This is a genomic window from uncultured Martelella sp. (assembly GCF_963677965.2).
In the GTDB taxonomy this organism is placed as follows: domain Bacteria; phylum Pseudomonadota; class Alphaproteobacteria; order Rhizobiales; family Rhizobiaceae; genus Martelella; species Martelella mangrovi.
Genome location: NZ_CAXXFM010000001.1, coordinates 1,273,043 through 1,292,204, shown reverse-complemented (window position 1 = coordinate 1,292,204; position 19,162 = coordinate 1,273,043). Strand labels below are relative to the sequence as shown.

Annotated in this window: 15 protein-coding genes; 5 read left to right on the top strand and 10 right to left on the bottom strand. The window is 61.1% G+C overall.

The window, feature by feature from the left end:
* Positions 1-6 precede the first annotated feature (6 nt).
* From ACHZCU_RS06195 to ACHZCU_RS06180, 4 genes are all read right to left on the bottom strand, one after another.
* Complete coding sequence (locus tag ACHZCU_RS06195) at positions 7-792, bottom strand: DNA-binding domain-containing protein (RefSeq protein WP_319518075.1); 786 nt, start codon at positions 790-792, stop codon at positions 7-9.
* The gene (locus ACHZCU_RS06190; protein WP_319518074.1) at positions 785-1,678 is read right to left on the bottom strand and encodes a DUF692 domain-containing protein; all 894 of its coding nucleotides are present in this window, start codon (positions 1,676-1,678) and stop codon (positions 785-787) included. The genes ACHZCU_RS06195 and ACHZCU_RS06190 overlap by 8 nt, the downstream gene beginning before the upstream one ends.
* A gap of 79 nt (positions 1,679-1,757) precedes the next feature.
* The gene (locus ACHZCU_RS06185; RefSeq protein WP_106307685.1) at positions 1,758-2,057 is read right to left on the bottom strand and encodes a DUF2282 domain-containing protein; all 300 of its coding nucleotides are present in this window, start codon (positions 2,055-2,057) and stop codon (positions 1,758-1,760) included.
* 147 nt (positions 2,058-2,204) lie between these two features.
* Positions 2,205-3,275, bottom strand: coding sequence for a low specificity L-threonine aldolase (locus tag ACHZCU_RS06180; RefSeq protein ID WP_319518073.1), 1,071 nt, complete (start codon positions 3,273-3,275; stop codon positions 2,205-2,207).
* Between the two features lie 636 nt (positions 3,276-3,911).
* Between ACHZCU_RS06180 and gltB the strand changes: the two genes are divergently transcribed.
* The 5 genes from gltB to ACHZCU_RS06155 all read left to right on the top strand — a co-directional run bounded on the left by gltB (position 3,912) and on the right by ACHZCU_RS06155 (position 13,318).
* A complete protein-coding gene (gltB, locus tag ACHZCU_RS06175) occupies positions 3,912-8,588 on the top strand; it encodes a glutamate synthase large subunit (RefSeq protein ID WP_319519754.1) in 4,677 nt (1,558 codons plus the stop codon).
* A gap of 104 nt (positions 8,589-8,692) precedes the next feature.
* Positions 8,693-10,147 carry a glutamate synthase subunit beta gene (locus tag ACHZCU_RS06170; RefSeq protein WP_106307676.1) on the top strand — a complete coding sequence of 485 codons (1,455 nt, stop codon included), beginning with the start codon at positions 8,693-8,695 and terminating at the stop codon, positions 10,145-10,147.
* 272 nt (positions 10,148-10,419) lie between these two features.
* A complete protein-coding gene (galU, locus tag ACHZCU_RS06165) occupies positions 10,420-11,307 on the top strand; it encodes a UTP--glucose-1-phosphate uridylyltransferase GalU (protein ID WP_106307981.1) in 888 nt (295 codons plus the stop codon).
* A 98-nt stretch (positions 11,308-11,405) separates the two neighbouring features.
* Positions 11,406-12,251: an alpha/beta hydrolase gene (locus ACHZCU_RS06160; protein WP_319518072.1), complete on the top strand. Its 846-nt coding sequence runs from the start codon at positions 11,406-11,408 to the stop codon at positions 12,249-12,251.
* Between the two features lie 71 nt (positions 12,252-12,322).
* Entirely contained in the window at positions 12,323-13,318 is a 996-nt protein-coding gene (locus tag ACHZCU_RS06155; RefSeq protein WP_319518071.1) for a KpsF/GutQ family sugar-phosphate isomerase, read from the top strand.
* 11 nt (positions 13,319-13,329) lie between these two features.
* On the opposite strand, the gene ACHZCU_RS06150 is transcribed toward ACHZCU_RS06155, so the two are convergent.
* The 6 genes from ACHZCU_RS06150 to ACHZCU_RS06125 form a co-directional block, all read right to left on the bottom strand.
* Positions 13,330-13,803 carry an NfeD family protein gene (locus ACHZCU_RS06150; protein ID WP_319518070.1) on the bottom strand — a complete coding sequence of 158 codons (474 nt, stop codon included), beginning with the start codon at positions 13,801-13,803 and terminating at the stop codon, positions 13,330-13,332.
* A gap of 6 nt (positions 13,804-13,809) precedes the next feature.
* Complete coding sequence (locus ACHZCU_RS06145) at positions 13,810-14,802, bottom strand: SPFH domain-containing protein (protein WP_319518069.1); 993 nt, start codon at positions 14,800-14,802, stop codon at positions 13,810-13,812.
* A 107-nt stretch (positions 14,803-14,909) separates the two neighbouring features.
* On the bottom strand, positions 14,910-15,947 hold the full coding sequence (gene hemH, locus ACHZCU_RS06140) for a ferrochelatase (RefSeq protein WP_319518068.1): 1,038 nt from the start codon (positions 15,945-15,947) through the stop codon (positions 14,910-14,912).
* A 174-nt stretch (positions 15,948-16,121) separates the two neighbouring features.
* Positions 16,122-17,741 carry a bifunctional UDP-sugar hydrolase/5'-nucleotidase gene (locus tag ACHZCU_RS06135; RefSeq protein ID WP_106307664.1) on the bottom strand — a complete coding sequence of 540 codons (1,620 nt, stop codon included), beginning with the start codon at positions 17,739-17,741 and terminating at the stop codon, positions 16,122-16,124.
* A 186-nt stretch (positions 17,742-17,927) separates the two neighbouring features.
* Positions 17,928-18,542 (bottom strand): hypothetical protein, encoded by a 615-nt coding sequence (locus tag ACHZCU_RS06130; protein ID WP_319518067.1) that lies wholly within the window; start codon positions 18,540-18,542, stop codon positions 17,928-17,930.
* Between the two features lie 88 nt (positions 18,543-18,630).
* On the bottom strand, positions 18,631-19,131 hold the full coding sequence (locus ACHZCU_RS06125; RefSeq protein ID WP_319518066.1) for a GFA family protein: 501 nt from the start codon (positions 19,129-19,131) through the stop codon (positions 18,631-18,633).
* Positions 19,132-19,162: the final 31 nt, after the last annotated feature.

Here is a 19,162-nt window from a genome sequence, read left to right as displayed (position 1 = left end):
GTTGATCTACTCCTCTGTGCTGGCTGCGGCGGCGAAAGCGCCCGTGCCGATCATTGCTGAAAATGCGTCGGCCGGGTCGAATTGCGGGTCGGTCTCCGTTCCTGCCCCGACGGCTTCGCCGATGGTGCCGCCGCTCATGAGGGCTTCGAAGAAGGCGGCTTTGCCGGGGGCAAGCGTCATCACCGTGACGTCGAAATAGGGCCTGCTTATCAGCGCGACTTCCGCCGGCGTCGGGTCGAAGCCCTCGAGGCCCGAGCCGTCGCGCACGCGGGTGAAAATGCTGGCCGCCGCGCTGTCGAAGCGCAGCAGACGTGCTGCCGGATGCGGCTTCAGTGTGAGAGCCATCAGCGCCTCCGGCGAACAGCGCTGTAGCGCTTCGGGCGACAGCGGCGTCACATCGAGGGCGTGGTAGGCATCGAGCCATGCCCGTTCCAGCCGGGCGACATCGGCAAGAAAGAAGAGCTCCTGTGCCGGCGCAAAACCGGCGATGAAGCCGGCGAACCCATGTCCGTATTCGGCAAGGACGGGCGAGCGTGGCGGTTCCCGTGAGATATATTCGGCAGCCATTGCGGCAAAGAAGTTCGCGCCTACCAGGTCCCGGGTTACCGGAAAGATGTCTGCAAGCGCTGCTTTCAGGCCGACGGCTATATTGTTGCGGTAAACCCCGAACCGCTTGACGGCCGGGCCGCCATGCGGATTGGCGACCCCGGCCGGTGCGGTCTCGACCGGGGGAGAACGCAGGGCGGTTGCAAAACCGTCCAGCGTGACCTGTGCCGTTTGCGGTTCAGCCATGGCGGGCGCCGAGCAGGAAGCGCTCGCCTTCGTTCTTCATGACGTCCTCGGCCAGTTGCGCCTCGCGTTTGAGGACTGGCCATTCCGGCACGTCATTGTCCCACTCGATCAGTGTCGGCAGGGGGCCGGTCTGGCGGATGACGAAGGCATAAAGCGCCCAGACGGCATCGTCGACCGGCCGGTCATGGGCATCGATCAGCAGCGGCGCGCCGGTATCGTCGACATCCTCGGCATGGCCGGCCAGATGGATCTCGCCAACCCGCTCCAGCGGAAAGGATTTGAGGTAGGATGTGGCGTCGAAACCATTGTTGACGGTGGAGACATGGACATTGTTGACGTCCAGCAGCAGGCCGCAACCGCTTTTGCGGGCAATCTCGTCCAGAAACAGGGTTTCGGGGATCGTGCTCTGAGAAAACGCCACATAGGTGGACGGGTTTTCCAGCAGGATCGGTCGTTTGAGCCGGTTCTGCACCTGGTCGATATGATCGACGATATGCGCCAGCGTTTCGTCCGTATAGGGCAGCGGCAAAAGGTCGTTGTAATAGGCATCGTCGTGGGTCGACCATGCCAGGTGTTCGGAAACGAGGCCCGGCTGATAGCGATCGACGACGGTTTTCAGCCGTTCAAGATGCTCGGGATCGATCCCGCGCGGCGAGCCGATCGACATGCCGACGCCATGGACGGACAACGGAAAATCTTCGCGCATGCGGGTCAGAATGCGGTGTGGATGGCCGCCCGCGCCCATGTAGTTTTCGGCGTGGACTTCCAGAAAGCCCGTGCGATAGCTGTCATTCAGGATCGCGTCGGCATGGGCCGTCTTGAAGCCCGTGCCCGCGCGGTGGGGTATCGATTGCGAGCCGAAACGGCCCGGTTGTGCTTCGGCCATGCCGGTCGCTCCCGTTATGATGAATGGCGGAAAGGAAATGCCGCCGATGCTGGTCGCGCCGGCGGCATGCAAGCCGTGATCACATTTCGGGAAGGTCGCGGTCGAGCGGCGTCAGCGAACCCATGCGGTCGCCCGGCAGCTTCATGGTCGTGCAGGAGCCTTCAGCAACGGACTTCCAGGAATTGCCCTGATAGTCGACCTTGGAGGTTCCCGCGCAGGTGGTGCCGGGGCCTGCGGCGCAGTCGTTCTGGCCAGCCAGAGCAACGCCGTAGCATTTGACGTCGGCGGCCTGCGCGGGGGCGGAAGCGGCAAGACCGGTTACGGCGATTGCAAGTGCGCCGGCCAGCGTGGCGGCGTTGATTTTGTTGGTGCTCGACATGAATCTCTCCTGTTTGATCGATGTGTGTATTCGATTGTTGCGCAAGATTGATCTTGCAAGCAGGAGTATTTCAAAATCGGCCTTCAACTGGAAATCAATGGCACGTCATTCTGCCGTCACGCCGTGTCACCTGTCTGTGAGGGGGCGTTATTGCTGCGTGAGTGTTTCGGCTTCGAGGAAAGAGACGAAACGGTCGACTTCCGCTTCGGTGGTGGCGAAGCTGGTCACGCAGCGCGCCAGCACCTCGCCGTCATTGATAAGTCCGGGCTGGTCGGCCGGCGTCAGCCAGTCGTAAAACTGCGCCCCGGCCTTGCGTGCGGCTTCGGCGGCGCCCTTCGGCAGTACGATGAAGACCTCGTTGGACTGCGTTTCCCAGGCAAGACGCGCTGTAGCGGACTGGCGAAAGGCCGCGCGCATGCGTTCGGCCATGGCATTGGAGTGGCGGGCGAGATCGAGCCAGAGCCCGTCGGTGAGGTAGGCATCGAGCTGGGCGGAGATGAAGCGGGTCTTGGAGAAGAGATGCGCCGCGCGCTTGCGGATGAACGGCATTTCCCGCGCCTGTTCGGGGTTCATGAACACGATGGCCTCCGCGCACCAGCAGCCGTTCTTGGTGCCGCCGAAGGAGACGATGTCGATGCCGCGCTTCCATGTCATTTCGGCTGGCGTCGTGTCGAGGGCGACCAGCGCATTGGCAAAGCGGGCGCCGTCCATGTGGACTGGAAGGCTGCTTTTCTTTGCGACGGCGGTGAGCGCTGCGATTTCGTCAAGCCCATAGACGGTGCCGACTTCCGTTGACTGGGTGAGGGAGACGGCCATCGGCTGGCCGTGATGGATAAAGTCTGCCGGGTAGCGTGCGACGATGCGTTCCAGTTCGTCCGGCGTCATCTTGCCCTGCGGCCCCGAAACGGTGGCCAGCCTGCCGCCGCCGGTGAAATATTCCGGCGCGCCGCCTTCGTCATTGGCGATGTGGGCGTCCTTGTGGCAGAAGACCACGCCGCCGGGCCGCCCGACGGATGACAGTGCCAGCGAATTGGCCGCCGTGCCGGTGCCGACGAAGAAGACGGCAACTTCGCGTTCGAAGATGTCGTTGAACCGGGCCTCGATCTTGCGGTCGAGCGGGCTGGCGCCATAGGCATTTGCATAGCCCGACTGTTCGCGCATCAGCGCCTCGCCGATGGCTGGATGGGCGCCGGACCAGTTGTCGGATGCAAAAAACATGGATAAGGACCTCAAAAACGTTCGGGAATGCGGTTTCCGGGATATCACGGAAAAGGCCGCTGTGTGTAAAGGGGCTTTCCGGTAAACGGGGTTGTGCCGGCCAATTTTCGCAGGAGATTGCGTGTATGCCTCGCAGCGACGTGGAATCTGCCTATAAAATGCCTTTTTCTTTCAGGTGTTTCGAAAGTGGATGAAGAAAAGTAACTTTGTTGCGCGGTCTGAGCCGGATTGGTAATAATCTCTCCCAGCCGGGTGCGCATTTTCATTATTTGCTTGCGACTTTCCGATGTTTCTGGCATGAGATGAAGATAGGACAGTTATGCTGTCCTATTTTTGTGTCCGGCTGTGCCGTGTGCCGCTAGCAAGGGGCTGACGTCCTGCCGCTTTATGGTCTATAATGATCGTGTAAGCGGAGACCTCGTTCCGGCACGCCTTGGCAGGACTATCGACCGGAGCGCCGTTGATATGGTCAATCCGGTCCTAAACGAAAGATGATTGCGGCAAGCAGGGTGGATTTGCGCCTTTTCTATCCGCCTGCTCCACGATCCGGCTTCACCTGCATTTCTGCAGGTTTTAAGGAGATCTTGTATGACGAAGATGACGCCCTTAGCGCTTAGTGCTGCCCCGCTCACGCAGATGAACGTGACGCCTGCCGCCAAAACAGCTGCTGACGGCCGTCGTAACAAACGTCAGGGGCTCTACGATCCGAGAAACGAACACGATGCCTGCGGCGTCGGCTTCATCGCCCACATGAAAGGTGAGAAGTCGCACCAGATCGTCAAGGACGGGCTGTTCATTCTCGAAAACCTCACCCATCGCGGCGCTGTCGGCGCCGATCCGCTGATGGGCGACGGCGCCGGCATGCTGATGCAGATCCCGGACAAGTTCTTCCGTGAGGAAATGGCCGCCGAAGGTGTCGTGCTGCCGAAGGTCGGCGAATATGCCGTTGGCTACTTCTTCATGCCGCGCGATCCCGAACGCATTGCCCACTACCGGGACATCATCCAGAAGGTGATCGCCGACGAGGGCCAGAATTTCCTCGGCTTCCGCGAAGTGCCGGTCGACAATTCCTCGCTGTCGAAGGCGGAGGATATCGCTGCAACCGAGCCCTATCACCTGCAGGTCTTTATCGGTGCCGGCGAACGGGCCGATACGCAGGCCGATTTCGAACGCCGCCTGTTCATCCTGCGCAAGGTGATCTCGAACACGATCTTTGCCGAATCGGACGGTGCGACCGAGGACTTCTACATCGTCTCGATGTCGTCCTCGACGATCGTCTACAAGGGCATGTTCCTCGCCTATCAGGTTGGCGCCTATTACAAGGACCTCGCCGATCCGCGCTTCGAATCGGCGGTGGCGCTGGTGCATCAGCGGTTTTCGACCAACACCTTCCCGTCGTGGAAGCTGTCGCATCCCTACCGCATGGTTGCCCATAACGGCGAGATCAACACGCTGCGCGGCAACGTCAACTGGATGGCTGCGCGTCAGGCTTCGGTGTCCTCACCGCTTTTCGGCGATGACATTTCCAAGCTGTGGCCGATCTCCTATGAGGGCCAGTCCGATACCGCCTGTTTCGACAATGCGCTCGAATTCCTGGTGCAGGGCGGCTATTCCATGGCGCATGCCGTGATGATGCTGATCCCGGAAGCCTGGGCCGGCAACATGTCGATGGACCCGCAGACGCGGGCATTCTACGAGTATCACGCAGCGCTTATGGAGCCGTGGGACGGCCCGGCCGCCGTTGCCTTTACCGATGGCCGCCAGATCGGCGCCACGCTCGACCGTAACGGTCTGCGCCCGGCGCGTTACCTGATCACCAAGGATGACCGCATCATCATGGCGTCCGAGGCCGGCGTGCTGCCGGTTGAGGAAGAAAACATCGTTGCCAAATGGCGTCTGCAGCCCGGCCGCATGCTTCTGATCGATATGGAAAAGGGCCGGATTGTCTCCGATGACGAGATCAAGTCCGAGCTTGCCGGCATGCATCCCTATCAGCAGTGGCTCGACCGCACGCAGCTGATCCTCGAGGAACTGAACCCGGTGGAACCGCGCGCGCTGCGCCGCGACGTGTCGCTGCTCGACCGTCAGCAGGCCTTCGGCTACACGCTGGAAGACACCAAGATCCTGATGTCGCCGATGGCGACGACAGGGCAGGAAGCCATCGGCTCGATGGGCACCGATACGCCGATTTCGGCAATGTCGGACAAGTCGAAGCTGCTTTATACCTATTTCAAGCAGAATTTCGCCCAGGTCACCAACCCGCCGATCGACCCGATCCGCGAGGAACTGGTGATGAGCCTCGTGTCCTTCATCGGCCCGCGTCCGAACCTTCTCGACCATGAAGGTGCCGCGCGCGAGAAGCGTCTGGAAGTGCGCCAGCCGATCCTGACCAATGGCGATCTGGAGAAGATCCGCTCCATTGGGCATACCGAGGACCGGTTCGACACCAAGACGCTCGATATCACCTATGATGTCGATGAGGGCGAAGCCGGCATGCCGGCGATGATCGACCGCCTGTGCGAACGTGCCGAAGCGGCCGTGCGCGGCGGCTACAACATCATCGTGCTGTCCGACCGTCAGATCGGCCCCGACCGGATCGCCATGCCCGCGCTGCTGGCAACGGCGGCCGTGCACCATCACCTGATCCGCAAGGGGCTCAGAACATCGGTCGGTCTCGTGGTCGAATCGGGTGAGCCGCGCGAAGTGCATCACTTCTGCTGTCTCGCCGGTTACGGCGCGGAAGCCATCAACCCCTATCTCGCCTTCGATACGCTGGCAGACATGCACGCCAAGGGGCTGTTCCCCGAGGAAGTGGACGCCGGCGAGGTGATCTACCGCTATATCAAGGCAATCGGCAAAGGCATGCTGAAGGTCATGTCCAAGATGGGCATTTCGACCTACCAGTCCTATTGCGGCGCGCAGATCTTCGACGCCATCGGCCTGTCGTCGGAATTCGTCGAACGCTTTTTCTTCGGCACGGCCTCGATGATCGAGGGTGTTGGCCTGAAGGAAGTCGCGGAAGAAACCGTGGCGCGGCATCGCTCCGCTTTCGGCAAGGACCCGGTTCTTGCCTCCACGCTGGATATCGGCGGCGAATATGCATTCCGCATGCGCGGCGAGGCCCATGCCTGGACGCCGGATGCGGTCGCTGAACTGCAGCATGCCGTGCGCGGCAATGCCCGTGACCGCTATGATGCGTTTGCCAAGATCGAGAACGCTTCGTCCTTGAGGATGAACACCATCCGCGGCCTGTTCCGCATCAGGAATGCCGAGGAAATCGGCCGCAAGCCGGTTTCGGTCGACGAGGTCGAGCCGGCCTCTGAAATCGTCAAGCGGTTTTCGACCGGTGCGATGTCGTTCGGTTCGATTTCGCGCGAGGCGCATACCACGCTGGCAATTGCCATGAACGAGATCGGCGGCAAGTCGAACACCGGCGAAGGCGGCGAGGAATCGGATCGTTATCTGCCGCTGCCCAGCGGGGCGACGCCGAAGGAGCGTTCGGCGATCAAGCAGATTGCTTCGGGTCGCTTTGGCGTGACCACCGAATATCTGGTCAATGCCGATCTGTTGCAGATCAAGGTGGCGCAGGGCGCAAAGCCCGGCGAGGGTGGTCAGCTGCCGGGTCACAAGGTCGATGCGACGATTGCCAAGACCCGTCATTCGACGCCGGGCGTCGGCCTGATTTCGCCGCCGCCGCATCATGACATCTACTCGATCGAGGATCTGGCGCAGCTGATCTACGACCTGAAGAACGTCAACCCGGCGGCCGATGTCTCGGTCAAGCTGGTGTCGGAAGTCGGCGTCGGCACGGTTGCCGCCGGCGTTGCCAAGGCGCGCGCCGACCACATCACCGTTTCCGGCTTCGACGGCGGAACCGGCGCTTCGCCGCTGACCTCGCTGAAACATGCCGGCAGCCCGTGGGAAATCGGTCTTGCCGAAACCCAGCAGACGCTGGTGCTGAACGGGCTTCGCTCTCGTATCGCATTGCAGGTCGACGGTGGTCTGAAGACCGGTCGCGACGTGCTGATCGGCGCCATGCTGGGTGCCGACGAGTTCGGCTTCTCCACCGCGCCGCTGATTGCCGCAGGCTGCATCATGATGCGCAAGTGCCATCTGAACACCTGCCCGGTCGGCGTTGCCACCCAGGACCCGGTCCTGCGCAAGCGCTTCAAGGGCCTGCCGGAGCATGTCGTCAACTACTTCTTCTTCGTGGCCGAAGAACTGCGCGAGATGCTGGCCGAACTCGGCTTCACCAGCCTCAACGAGGTGATCGGTGCGGTCGAGCTGCTCGACAAGGACGAGGCGATTGCCCACTGGAAATCGCAGGGTCTCGACTTCTCGAAGATTTTCCACAAGGTGGCAGCACCCAAGGAAGCCACCTACTGGACCGAGCGGCAGAAGCACCCGATTGACGATATTCTCGACCGCAAGCTGATCGAAAAGGCAATGCCCGCGCTTGAACGCAAGGAAAAGGTGGCCTTCGACGTCGACATCAAGAATGTCGACCGTTCGGCCGGCGCCATGCTGTCCGGTGAAGTGGCCAAGCGCTGGAATCAGAAGGGCCTGAAGGAAGACACGATCTCCGTCACCCTCCACGGCACGGCCGGTCAGTCCTTCGGTGCGTTTCTGGCCAGCGGCGTCACCTTTGATCTTATTGGTGACGGCAACGACTATGTCGGCAAGGGGCTTTCGGGCGGCAAGATCATCATCCGTCCGCCGGAAAACTCGCCCGTCGTGCCGGAAGAATCGATCATCGTCGGCAATACCGTGCTTTACGGCGCCACGGCCGGTGAATGCTATTTCCATGGCATTGCCGGTGAGCGTTTTGCGGTCAGAAATTCCGGCGCGATTGCCGTGGTCGAAGGCGTTGGCGACCATGGCTGCGAATACATGACCGGCGGTCTTGTCGTCGTGCTCGGCTCCACGGGGCGCAACTTCGCGGCCGGCATGTCGGGCGGCGTGGCCTACGTTCTCGATGAGGATGGCGGCTTTGCCGATCGCTGCAACATGGCCATGGTCATGCTGGAGCCGGTGCCGGAAGAAGACGACATGCTTGAGAAGCTGCATCACCACGGTGGCGACCTCATGCACAAGGGCCGCGTCGACGTTTCCGGCGACATGACCCGTCATGACGAGGAGCGTCTGGTGCGCCTCATCAACAATCATCTGCTCTACACCGGTTCGGCCCGCGCCAGGGCCATTCTGGACGACTGGGCGCATTACCGCCCGATGTTCCGCAAGGTGATGCCGGTCGAATACCGGCGCGCGCTTGAGGATATGGAGCGCATGCGCATGGGTGTCGCAGCGGAATAACAGGCAAAGGATAACTGTCGGCGTCCCGTCCGCGTGTGTGCGGGGCGCTTTCTTGCGCGCGCCAGGGGCGCGAAATATCAGCTTGAAGCAGTCAGGATTACGAAATGGGCAAGGTTACTGGGTTTTTGGAAATCGACCGGCAGGTGGCGAAGTATCAGCCGGCCTCCGACCGCATTCGCCACTTCCGTGAATTCACCATCCCGATGTCGGAACCGGAAGTGCAGAAACAGGCCGCCCGTTGCATGGACTGTGGCATTCCCTATTGCCACGGCCCGACCGGCTGTCCGATTCACAACCAGATTCCGGACTGGAACGACCTCATCTACAATGGCAACTGGAAGGAGGCGATTGCAAACCTGCATTCGACCAACAACTTCCCGGAATTTACCGGCCGTGTCTGCCCGGCGCCGTGCGAGGAGTCGTGCACGCTGAACCTGGAAGACATCCCGGTTGCCATCAAGACCATCGAACAGGCGATTGCCGACAAGGCTTATGAGCTTGGCTACATCGTGCCCAAGCCGGCAACGATGAAGACCGGCAAGCGGGTTGCCATCATCGGCTCCGGTCCGACCGGCATGGCGGCTGCCCAGCAGCTCGGCCGCGCCGGCCACGAGGTTGACGTTTATGAGCGCGAATCCCGGCCCGGCGGGCTGCTGCGCTACGGCATTCCCGATTTCAAGATGGAGAAGAACTTCATCGACCGCCGTGTCGAGCAGATGCGCGGCGAGGGTGTGACCTTCCATTGCGGCGTCAATATCGGCGTCGATGTGAAAGTCGAGCAGCTGCTTTCCGATTATGATGCCGTGCTTTACAGCGGCGGTTCGGAGGCCCCGCGTCCGTCCGGGATCGAAGGCAGCGATATTCACGGCGTCTATGATGCCATGCCGTTCCTGGTTCAGCAGAACCGGCGGGTTGGTCGCGAGAATATCGAGAGCACCGGCTGGCCGTCGGAACCGATTCTGGCGGGCGGCAAGCATGTGGTTGTCGTGGGCGGCGGCGATACGGCGTCGGACTGTGTCGGAACCGCATTCCGTCAGGGCGCGGTCAAGGTGACCCAGCTCGACATTCGCCCGCAGCCGCCGGAAAAGGAAGACAAGCTCGCGGTCTGGCCGTTCTGGCCGACCAAGATGCGGACGTCTTCCTCGCAGGCGGAAGGCGCGATCCGTGAATTCCAGGTGGGGACGCTCGAATTTGTCGGTGAGGACGGTGTTCTCACCGGCGTGAAGTGCTGCCATGTTGACGAAAAGCGGCGGCCGATTGCCGGTACGGAATTCGTCATCAAGGCCGATCTTGCCTTTATCGCGCTCGGCTTCCTGGGGCCGCACAAGGAAGGCCTCGTTGCCGAACTGGATGGCAGGCTGGAGCTGAACACCAACCAGCGCGGCGCGGTCAATGTCGTTGCCAATGATCAGGATTACAAAACCTCGGTCGACAAGCTCTGGGCGGCCGGTGATATCCGTCGCGGCCAGTCGCTGGTCGTCTGGGCGATCCGCGAAGGCCGTCAGGCAGCGCGCGCGATCGATGAAACGCTGATGGGTGAGACCCTGCTGCCGCGCTGATGTTTTTTTCCGCCCTTGCAGCCGGAATACCGTTTCCGGTTGCAAGGGCGGTCTTTCTTCTTCGTAAGCCCCCTTTTACCGACGATCCGCGCGGCGTTGTTCCGGCGCCGGGCTGATGGACTTTTTCCGAAAAAAAGAGACAAACGGACCGAAAAACCGGCCAAGCGCCGCGTCGTCGAATTGCACCCCCTCTTGCATCTTGCTAAGCCTGACCAATATTGGAAAAAAATTGGTTTTAGGCTTTTTCAGTCATTGCAATGAAGGAGAGTATTTTGGCTCACAACAAGAAGGTTCGTAAGGCGGTTTTGCCGGTTGCCGGTCTTGGAACGCGGTTTCTTCCCGCAACCAAGGTTGTTCCCAAGGAAATGCTTCCGGTCGTGGATAAACCGATCATCCAGTATGTTGTCGATGAGGCGATTGAAGCCGGTATCGAACACTTTGTTTTTGTCACGGGCCGCAACAAACACGTTATCGAAGACTATTTCGATATCCAGTACGAGCTGGAAGCAACGCTGAAGGCGCGCAACAAGAATGCCGAACTGAGCCTGCTCTCTTCGATGTTGCCGGAAGCCGGCACTTCCACCTTTACCCGCCAGCAGGAGCCGCACGGGCTTGGCCACGCCGTGTGGTGCTCGCGCGAAATCGTCGGCCCGGAACCCTTCGCGCTGATCCTGCCCGACATGGTCATGGATGCCGAAACGCCGTGCCTGAAGGGCATGATGGATGTTTACGAGGTTTCCGGCGGCAATGTCGTTTCCGTTGAGGAATGCGACCCGGAACTGGCGCATAAATACGGTATCGTCGGTGTTGGCGACGCCGTCGGCAACGGTTTCAAGATCACCCAGATGGTCGAAAAGCCTGAACCGGGCACAGCACCGTCCAATTATTTCATCAACGGCCGCTATATCCTGCAGCCGGAGATTTTCCCGATCCTGGAAACGCTCGAGCGCGGCGCCGGTAACGAAATCCAGCTGACCGACGGCATGCTGAAGCTTGCCGGCGAGCAGGAATTCTTCGGCTACAAGTTCGATGGCCAGACATTTGACTGCGGCTCGAAGGAAGGCTTCATCATCGCCAATATCGCATTGGCGCTGAAGCGTGACGACATTCGTCCGAAGGTCGAAGACGATCTCAAAGCCCTGATTGCAGCGCTGAAATAACAGACCGGAAATACAATGAGGCCCGGCAAGACCGGGCCTCGTCATGAAAACCGGGCGGCGCACATGCGTCGCCTTTTTTGTTGCCGAAAGAACTGATCATGCCCTTAAACGCCGACATGCCGTTAGAACCGAATATCGTTCCGCTCGCTGAGGGGGCGGAGAACCGGTTGCAGGGGTGTTGGCCCGACCGGCAGTTCGATGCCGTCAACTGCCCGGAAGTCCACAGCTGGCGGACGCGTGATCCCTGGGCGCGGGCGCTGCTCTTTGTCGGCGGCGGATATACGAAACTGGTCTATGACAAGGAAGGGGCAGAGGTTGCGTCATGGCTGAACGCGCAGGGCATCGACGCTCATCTGGTCGTACACCGGCTTCCCGGCGCCCCCGATGGCAAGGGCGGGGTTCACCCGAAAGACATAGCGCTTGTTGACGGGCTGCGTGCGCTTGATGTCGTGGCGGCAGAGCAGAGCGATTTGCCGCTGTTTCATGTCGGGCTGTCGTCCGGCGGCCATCTTGCCGGGGTCATGGCCTGCCAAAGCCACGACCTGAAGCCTGCCGGCGCCGTGATTGCCTATGCTCCGATCAATGCCAATCACCGCAAACACAAGTTCCCCGAAGGCAAGCCGGACTATCCGCCGGTGGAAAAACAGGATTTTTATGACGACTGGCCGATCGGCCTTGCCGATTACCCCCACGGGCTGCCGCCGATCCCGGTGTTTCTTGCCTATGCGCTGCATGACCGGTCGGTGCCATTACAGCATGCGTTGCGCTATGTCGAAACGGCAGCAGCCGGGGCGCTGGATGTCGACCTGCATGTGTTTGCCGATGCGCCGCATGGTTTCGCCTTGCGCGCGCTTGATGGCACCCAGACGGCATGGCCGGGACTTGCTGTCGACTGGATGAAGCGCAAAGCCGCAAAGACGGCAACAGCGCAGCAGGTTGGTTGAGAGCAGCAGCCGGTGCCCCCTGCGACCGAATGGTTATTGATTGCAAAACCCAAAGGCGCTAACAGCTGAGCATGGCAGATGTGACAGACAAGACCCCCGGCAACGACGCAACCCGTTCCGCTCTCAGAACGATCGCATTCGAGCGCAAGGGGCTGGATGCGCTTGCTGCAGCACTTGAAAACGGGCTGGCGGAACCTTTTGACAAGGCCGTAGCGCTGCTTCGGGAAACGCAGGGGCATGTGATTATCTCCGGCGTCGGCAAGAGCGGTCATATCGGCACCAAGATTGCGGCGACCTTCGCCTCCACCGGCACGCCGGCCTTTTTCGTGCATCCCGCCGAGGCCAATCACGGCGATATGGGAATGATTTCCCAGAAAGATGCCGTGGTCGCGCTTTCGTGGAGCGGGGAAAGCAGCGAACTGACGGCGCTGGTCGCCTATACGCGCCGTTTTGCCATTCCGCTGATTGCGATTACCGCCGGGGTGAAATCGTCGCTGGCGCTGGCGGCCGATATCGTGCTCGCCCTGCCGAAGGCGGAAGAAGCCTGTCCGCACGGGCTTGCGCCGACGACGTCGACAACCATGCAGCTTGCGCTTGGCGATGCGCTGGCGATTGCGCTGCTTGAGGTGCGGGGCTTTTCCGCGGGCGATTTCAAGGTCTATCACCCGGGCGGCAAGCTCGGCGCGCTGCTTTCGCATGTGGCCGACATCATGCATGTGGGCGAGGAAATTCCGCTGGTGCGTTCGGGCACGCCGCTGCCGCAGGCGATCATGGAATTGTCGAAGCGGCGCTTCGGCTGCGTCGGCGTGCTGTCCGGTGACGGCCGGCTGGCGGGCATCGTCACCGATGGCGACCTTGCGCGCAACCTGTCGCGTGACATGGGCGCGCTTGCCGTCGACGATGTGATGACGGCTGGGCCGAAGACGGTGAAGCAATCGATGATGGTGTCGGGTGCGCTGGCACTGATCCACAAGCACAATATTTCCGCGCTGATGGTGGTCGATGACGATAACCGTCCGGTCGGCATCGTGCATTTCCACGATTTCCTGCGGATCGGCGCGGCCTGATCCTTTCCGCTTCAGGCCTTTTCGAGCGGCGCGACCGTGAGTTTGCGACCATCGCCGGCGACGATGTGCACATGCGCGCCCGCCGGCAGGTCCGGCCCTTCCACGACCCAGAGCGTATCGTCGAGCCTGATGCGCCCGCGCCCGTCGGTGATCGCGTCGACGACGATGGCGGTGCGCCCCACAAGACTGGCTGCGCGCTGGTTGAGCAGCGGTTCGTCGGATGTGGTTTCCCGGTTTTTGAGGATCCGCCGCCCGACAACAATGGCGACAACGGAAAGGACGGCAAACAGCAGGATCTGCAATTGCCAGCCCCAGAAGCCGAAGGGCCAGAAGACCAGCGACAGCGCGCCGAGTATGATGGCGGCAATGCCGACCCACATCAGGAACACTCCGGGCAGGAGAAGTTCCGCAACGAGCAGCAGCAGTCCGGCGATAAACCAGCCCCAGGGGCCGGCAGCGGTGAAGAAGTCGAACAGCGCCTCCATCGCCGGTCAGCTTTCCGGATTGCCGGGGCGGACTGACGGTGTCGAGCGGCGCGCAGCGGGCTCATTCGTACCGCCATCCTTGCCGAACACTTCCTTCGCGATTTCCCCGATCCCGCCGAGCGAACCGATCAGTGACGAGGCCTCCATCGGCATCAGCACCACCTTGGAGTTCTTTGCCGTGCCGATCGAGGCCATGGCCTCGGTGTATTTCTGGGCGACGAAGTAGTTGATCGCGGCGACATCGCCGTCGGCAATGGCCAGTGACACGGAGCGTGTCGCATTGGCTTCGGCTTCGGCAAGGCGTTCGCGGGCTTCGGCCTCGCGGAAGGCTGCCTCGCGCTCGCCTTCGGCTTCAAGAATTGCAGACTGTTTGGAGCCTTCCGAACGCAGGATCTGCGCGGTCTTGCTGCCCTCCGCCTCGAGGATCTGGGCGCGCTTTTCGCGTTCCGCCTTCATCTGCCGGCCCATGGCTTCCACGAGATCGTTCGGCGGACGGATGTCCTTGATCTCGATGCGGGTGACCTTCACGCCCCAGGGTTCGACCGCAAGGTCGACCACGCGCAGCAGCCGCTCATTGATGGAATCACGGTTGGAAAGCAGTTCGTCGAGATCCATGGAGCCCATGACGGAGCGGATATTGGTCATGGTCAGGTTCAGGATCGCCATTTCCAGATTGGCGACCTGATAGGCGGCACTTGCCGGATTGAGGATCTGGTAGAAGGCGACCGCGTCGGCCTCCACGCTGGCATTGTCGCGGGTGATCACCTCCTGTTCGGGCACATCCAGCACCTGTTCCATGATGTTGATGCGCTTGCCGATACGGTCGATGAAGGGAATGATCAGGTTGAGGCCCGGCGTCAGCGTGCGGGTATAGCGGCCGAACCGCTCGACTGTGTAGCCATAGCCCTGCGGCACGGTCTTGATCCCCGCCAGAAGCGTCAGAAGGATCAGGACCGCCAGTATGATGATCGTGACGGAAAATCCGGTCAGTGCTGCCATGTCGTTTCCTCCTGTTGCATCGGCCTTGCGAGGCCGATGTCTGTTTTATCATTATAGACGCAACGGCGTGCGTGAGGCCATGGCCTTAATTTTCAGGCGTTGAGGCCTTATTCAAGCCAGCCGCGCAACTCGCGCGCCACCACATGTTCGATCACCCGCATGCCGGCCGGTGTGTCGTTGAGACAGGGGATGTGGGTGAACTTTTCACCGCCATGCTCCATGAAGCTCTCGCGCGCCTGTTCGCCGATTTCCTCAAGGGTCTCGAGACAGTCGGAGACAAAGCCGGGATTGAGGATCGCGACCCGCTTCACGCCCTTTTTCGGCAAGCCTTCCACGGTCTTGTCGGTATAGGGCTGCAGCCATTCTTCCGGCCCGAAGCGGGACTGGAAGGTGATCATCATTCTTTCCTCGGAAAGTCCGAGCTTTTCGCGCAGAAGCCGCGCCGTCTTCTGACACTGGCAGTGATAGGGATCGCCCTTCTTGAAATAGGACTGCGGGATGCCGTGGAACGATGTGATGATCAGCTCCGGTTCCCAGTCGAGCGTTGCCAGGTGGTCGGTGATCGACTGCGCCAGCGCATCGATATAGACCGGGTCGTCGTGATAGGGCGGCACGGTGCGCAGCGCCGGCTGCCAGCGCATGTCGAGCAACGTCTCGAACGCCTTGTCGTTGACGGTCGCCGTCGTTGAAGCCGCATATTGCGGATAGAGCGGAAACAGCAGAATGCGTTCGCAGCCCGCCGCCTTCAGCGCTTCGATGCGGGCGGGAATGGAGGGCTGGCCGTATCGCATCGCCCAGTCGATGACGAGATTGTCGGTGTCGGCGTAGTGTTCAGCCAGTTTTTCCGCCTGGCTCCTGGTGTAGGTGCGCAGGAAGCTTTCGTTCCGTTCCTTGTTCCAGATCAGCTCGTAGGCCTGGCCCACCTTGGCGGGCCGGCGGTTCAGGACGATGCCGTAAAGGATCGGATACCACAGCGCCCGCGGCCATTCGATCACGCGTTTGTCGGTCAGAAATTCTTCCAGATAACGGCGCATGGATTTCTTGTCCGTGCCGTCGGGCGTTCCGAGATTAACCAGAAGAACACCGGTCTTTCCGAAGGCGACACTGGGATGGTTATCCGGCCAGGCGGCATGCATTTCAGACATTGATTTATCCCGGTTCCGTTTCGTGTGGTTCGAGCTTTTGGGGCGCGGTTTTCTGGCGCCATATATAAATACGAAGCGCAGGCCCCGCCAGACTGGCGAATTGTCGCGATTTGCCGCTCAAAAGCAAACGGCCCGGCGGGGCCGGGCCGAAGAAGAGGGCTTCAGAACTAAGCCTTATTCGGCGACATTGGTGATGCGGCCATCGACATAGGGCGTGTAGGGGCTGTTCATGCCGAGATATTCAGCCACAGCTTCTTCGAGGTTCGGGCCGAAATCATAGGCGTTCATGGCATTTTCAGCGAAGACCGCATAGCCATCGCCGCCGCCGCGCACGTAATTGTTGGTGACGAGGCCATAGACGGTTTCGGGCTCGAGCGGGGCGAATTCGTCTTCGCCGGTTTCGACCTCGACGGAGACGACGCGGCTGCCGGGCTCCTTGCTCGAATCATAGGTGTATTTCATGCCGGAGACCTGCGGATAACGACCGCCACCGTCTTCGATCTGGGACAGGCCGTTTTCCAGCGCCGCAACAATGTCGGAGCCCTTGAGCTGGAAGGTGGCGATGGTGTTCTGGAAGGGAAGCACAGTCAGAACTTCGCCCATGGTGACCACGCCGTCATCGATCGAGGCGCGCACGCCGCCGCCATTCTGGATGGCGATGGTGATGCCCTGATCGGCAACGCGGTCAAGCATGGCATCGGCAACGAGATTGCCCATCGGGCATTCCTCGGCGCGGCAGACTTCGCGGTCGCCGACGATGAGCGCGGTGGATTCTCCGACCTCTTCCATCTTGAGTTCTTCGATGGGCCCGGCCTTTTCGGCAATCCAGCTGGCCACATCCGCGTCCGGCGTGAAGGAGGCATCAAGCAGGATCGGGTCACCCTTGGCGGATGTCACCACACCGTCATCGTTGAAGACGACGTCGAGGTCGCCGAGATACTTGCCGTACTGGTTGGCCTGAACCACGGGGACCTGATAGCCGTCGGGGTTGTCGACCATGGTCGGGTAGGGGCCGGCGGCATCTTCATCGGTGTTGGAAAGCAGCGTGTGCGAATGGCCGCCGACGACGACATCCACGCCCGGGATCACGGCGATGGCCGCGAGATCCCGCGGATAGCCGACATGGGTGAGCGCGATGATCTTGTTGACGCCTTCGCCCTGCAGTTTTTCGACCTCGGTGGTGATCGCATCGACATCGACGGTGATGTCGATGTTCTCGCCGGGGGAGGCGATGTCCGGCGTGTCGTTGGTGACCGCGCCGATAATGCCGACCTTCTCGCCGTCGATGTCGAGCACGATCGAAGGCTCGATCATGTCCTTGACGGTGGAGCTGGCATTGGTCTTCACATTGGCGGTGACCACCGGGAAGGTGACGATGTCGAGGAAGGTCTTCAGCCCGTCTTCGCTGTCATCGAATTCATGGTTGCCGACGGTCATGGCGTCATAACCGAGCATGTTCATGAATTCGCCTTCCATCGCACCCTTGTAGAAGGTGTAGAACAGCGATCCCTGAAAATTGTCGCCGGCGTTCAGCAGGATGACATTCTTGCCGTCGGCTTCCAGCGCGTCCCGGGTTTCGTTGATGGCCGTCAGAAGCCGTGCCGCGCCGCCGAAGCATTCGCCTGCCGCATCATCTTCTGCCGAGCAACTGGAATCATACTTGTTGATCGGGTCGAAGCGCGAATGGAAATCGTTGTTGTGCAGAATGTTCAGCTCGAAATCGGCAAGCGCGCTGCCGGCGGAAAGCGACAGCACGGAGGCCGCGAGCAGGGCGGCTTTGGAAAAGGAATGCATGGCAGGCTCCTGGTTCGAAGATGAGGCGCGGCACGTGTCGCCCGATGCCGAGTATAGGCTTCGAATGTGACGATGATTTTGGGTGCGCCGTCAAGCCTGCTTTTGACGGATAATACCAAGAGTCAATGATTAGAACGCATATGATGCGCGCCGGCTATCGTCTTCAGGGAGGATTATCGCCGGTTGTCAGTAACCGGCGCCACTCTGCATGCCGGAAAAGTTGACATTGGTGCCGGGTGCCGGTGTGCTCGCCGGGGTATAGGTCGTCGGCGTGTTCGGGTAACCGGTCTGCGGCATGGTCGAGCCCATTGGCGGCTGCTGCCCGGTGACGGCGCTGCCGGGGGCCATCGGCTGCTGGGGCGCATTGGCGGCCGTCACGGCGGCGGCATCGTCAAGCGTAAAGCCGACCGGTGCCGATGCCGGCTTGTAGAGCGAGAACTGGTCGCCCTGGCTCGGCGTGCAGTTCATCAGGTAGGGGGCCGCGATCGCGCAATTGACCCGCGAGCGGGTCTGCCGCAGCACGGAGGTCAGATCAATTTCGACCATATTGCCGGTGACCGTGTACTGGCCGACGGCAAGAACCTGATTGGAATCCGTCGTGCGGGTTTCGAACTGTCCGGCAGAGAAGCTCGAAATGATGCCGTCCCGATCCAGCCACTGACCGTCCACCGCAGTTCGCGGGACCTGCGGCTGCGTGGGCGTCGGCAGACTGCGCGGCTGCTCATACGTGGTGCAGCCGGCCAGAAGCAGGGCACAGGCGGCGAAGGTCGTGGCGAGGAGCGGTTTCACTGTGATACTCATTGACGGTCCTGTCTTTGCGCTAAAAAGGCCTATTTCTGCTGAAAAAGCAACTGTTAAGCGGGCTTTTGGTTCCAGGTATCTCGTATTTTCAGCCGTTGCCCTGTCTGCCGGCTGCTGCGCGAGACCTTGCCGCGCGGCGTCTTTCGGTGCTTTCCGCCGGCCATTCGGCGTTCATGTCATAATAGTGGCTGAAGCTGCGGGCGCCCGCCGGCAGTGGCAGCCATGGCAGTTTCGTCGCCGTATAGATGTGCACATCCGGCACGAAGCTTTCCGGTGCATCGAGCGTGGCCATGCGCACAAACAGCATCCAACCGCGCCGTCCGTAGTCGCTCCACAGCGCCGTGCCGCAATCCGCGCAGAAAGACAGATCATGCGGGTGGCCGCTGTCTGTTGCAAGCGTGCGGCAGGCGGGCGCGCCCTTCAGGACCGTGATGCGGTCCGTTTCGATCAGTCCGTTGATGACGAACGGGCCGCCGGATTGCCGCCTGCAGTCGCGACAGTGGCAGGCGTGGATGAACATCGGGCGAGAGCGCATGGAAAAGCGCACCGCACCGCAAAAACAGCCACCTGCAAATTGTTCCTCTGCCATGCCGCGCTCCCGTCGCCGCGTCCATCCAAAG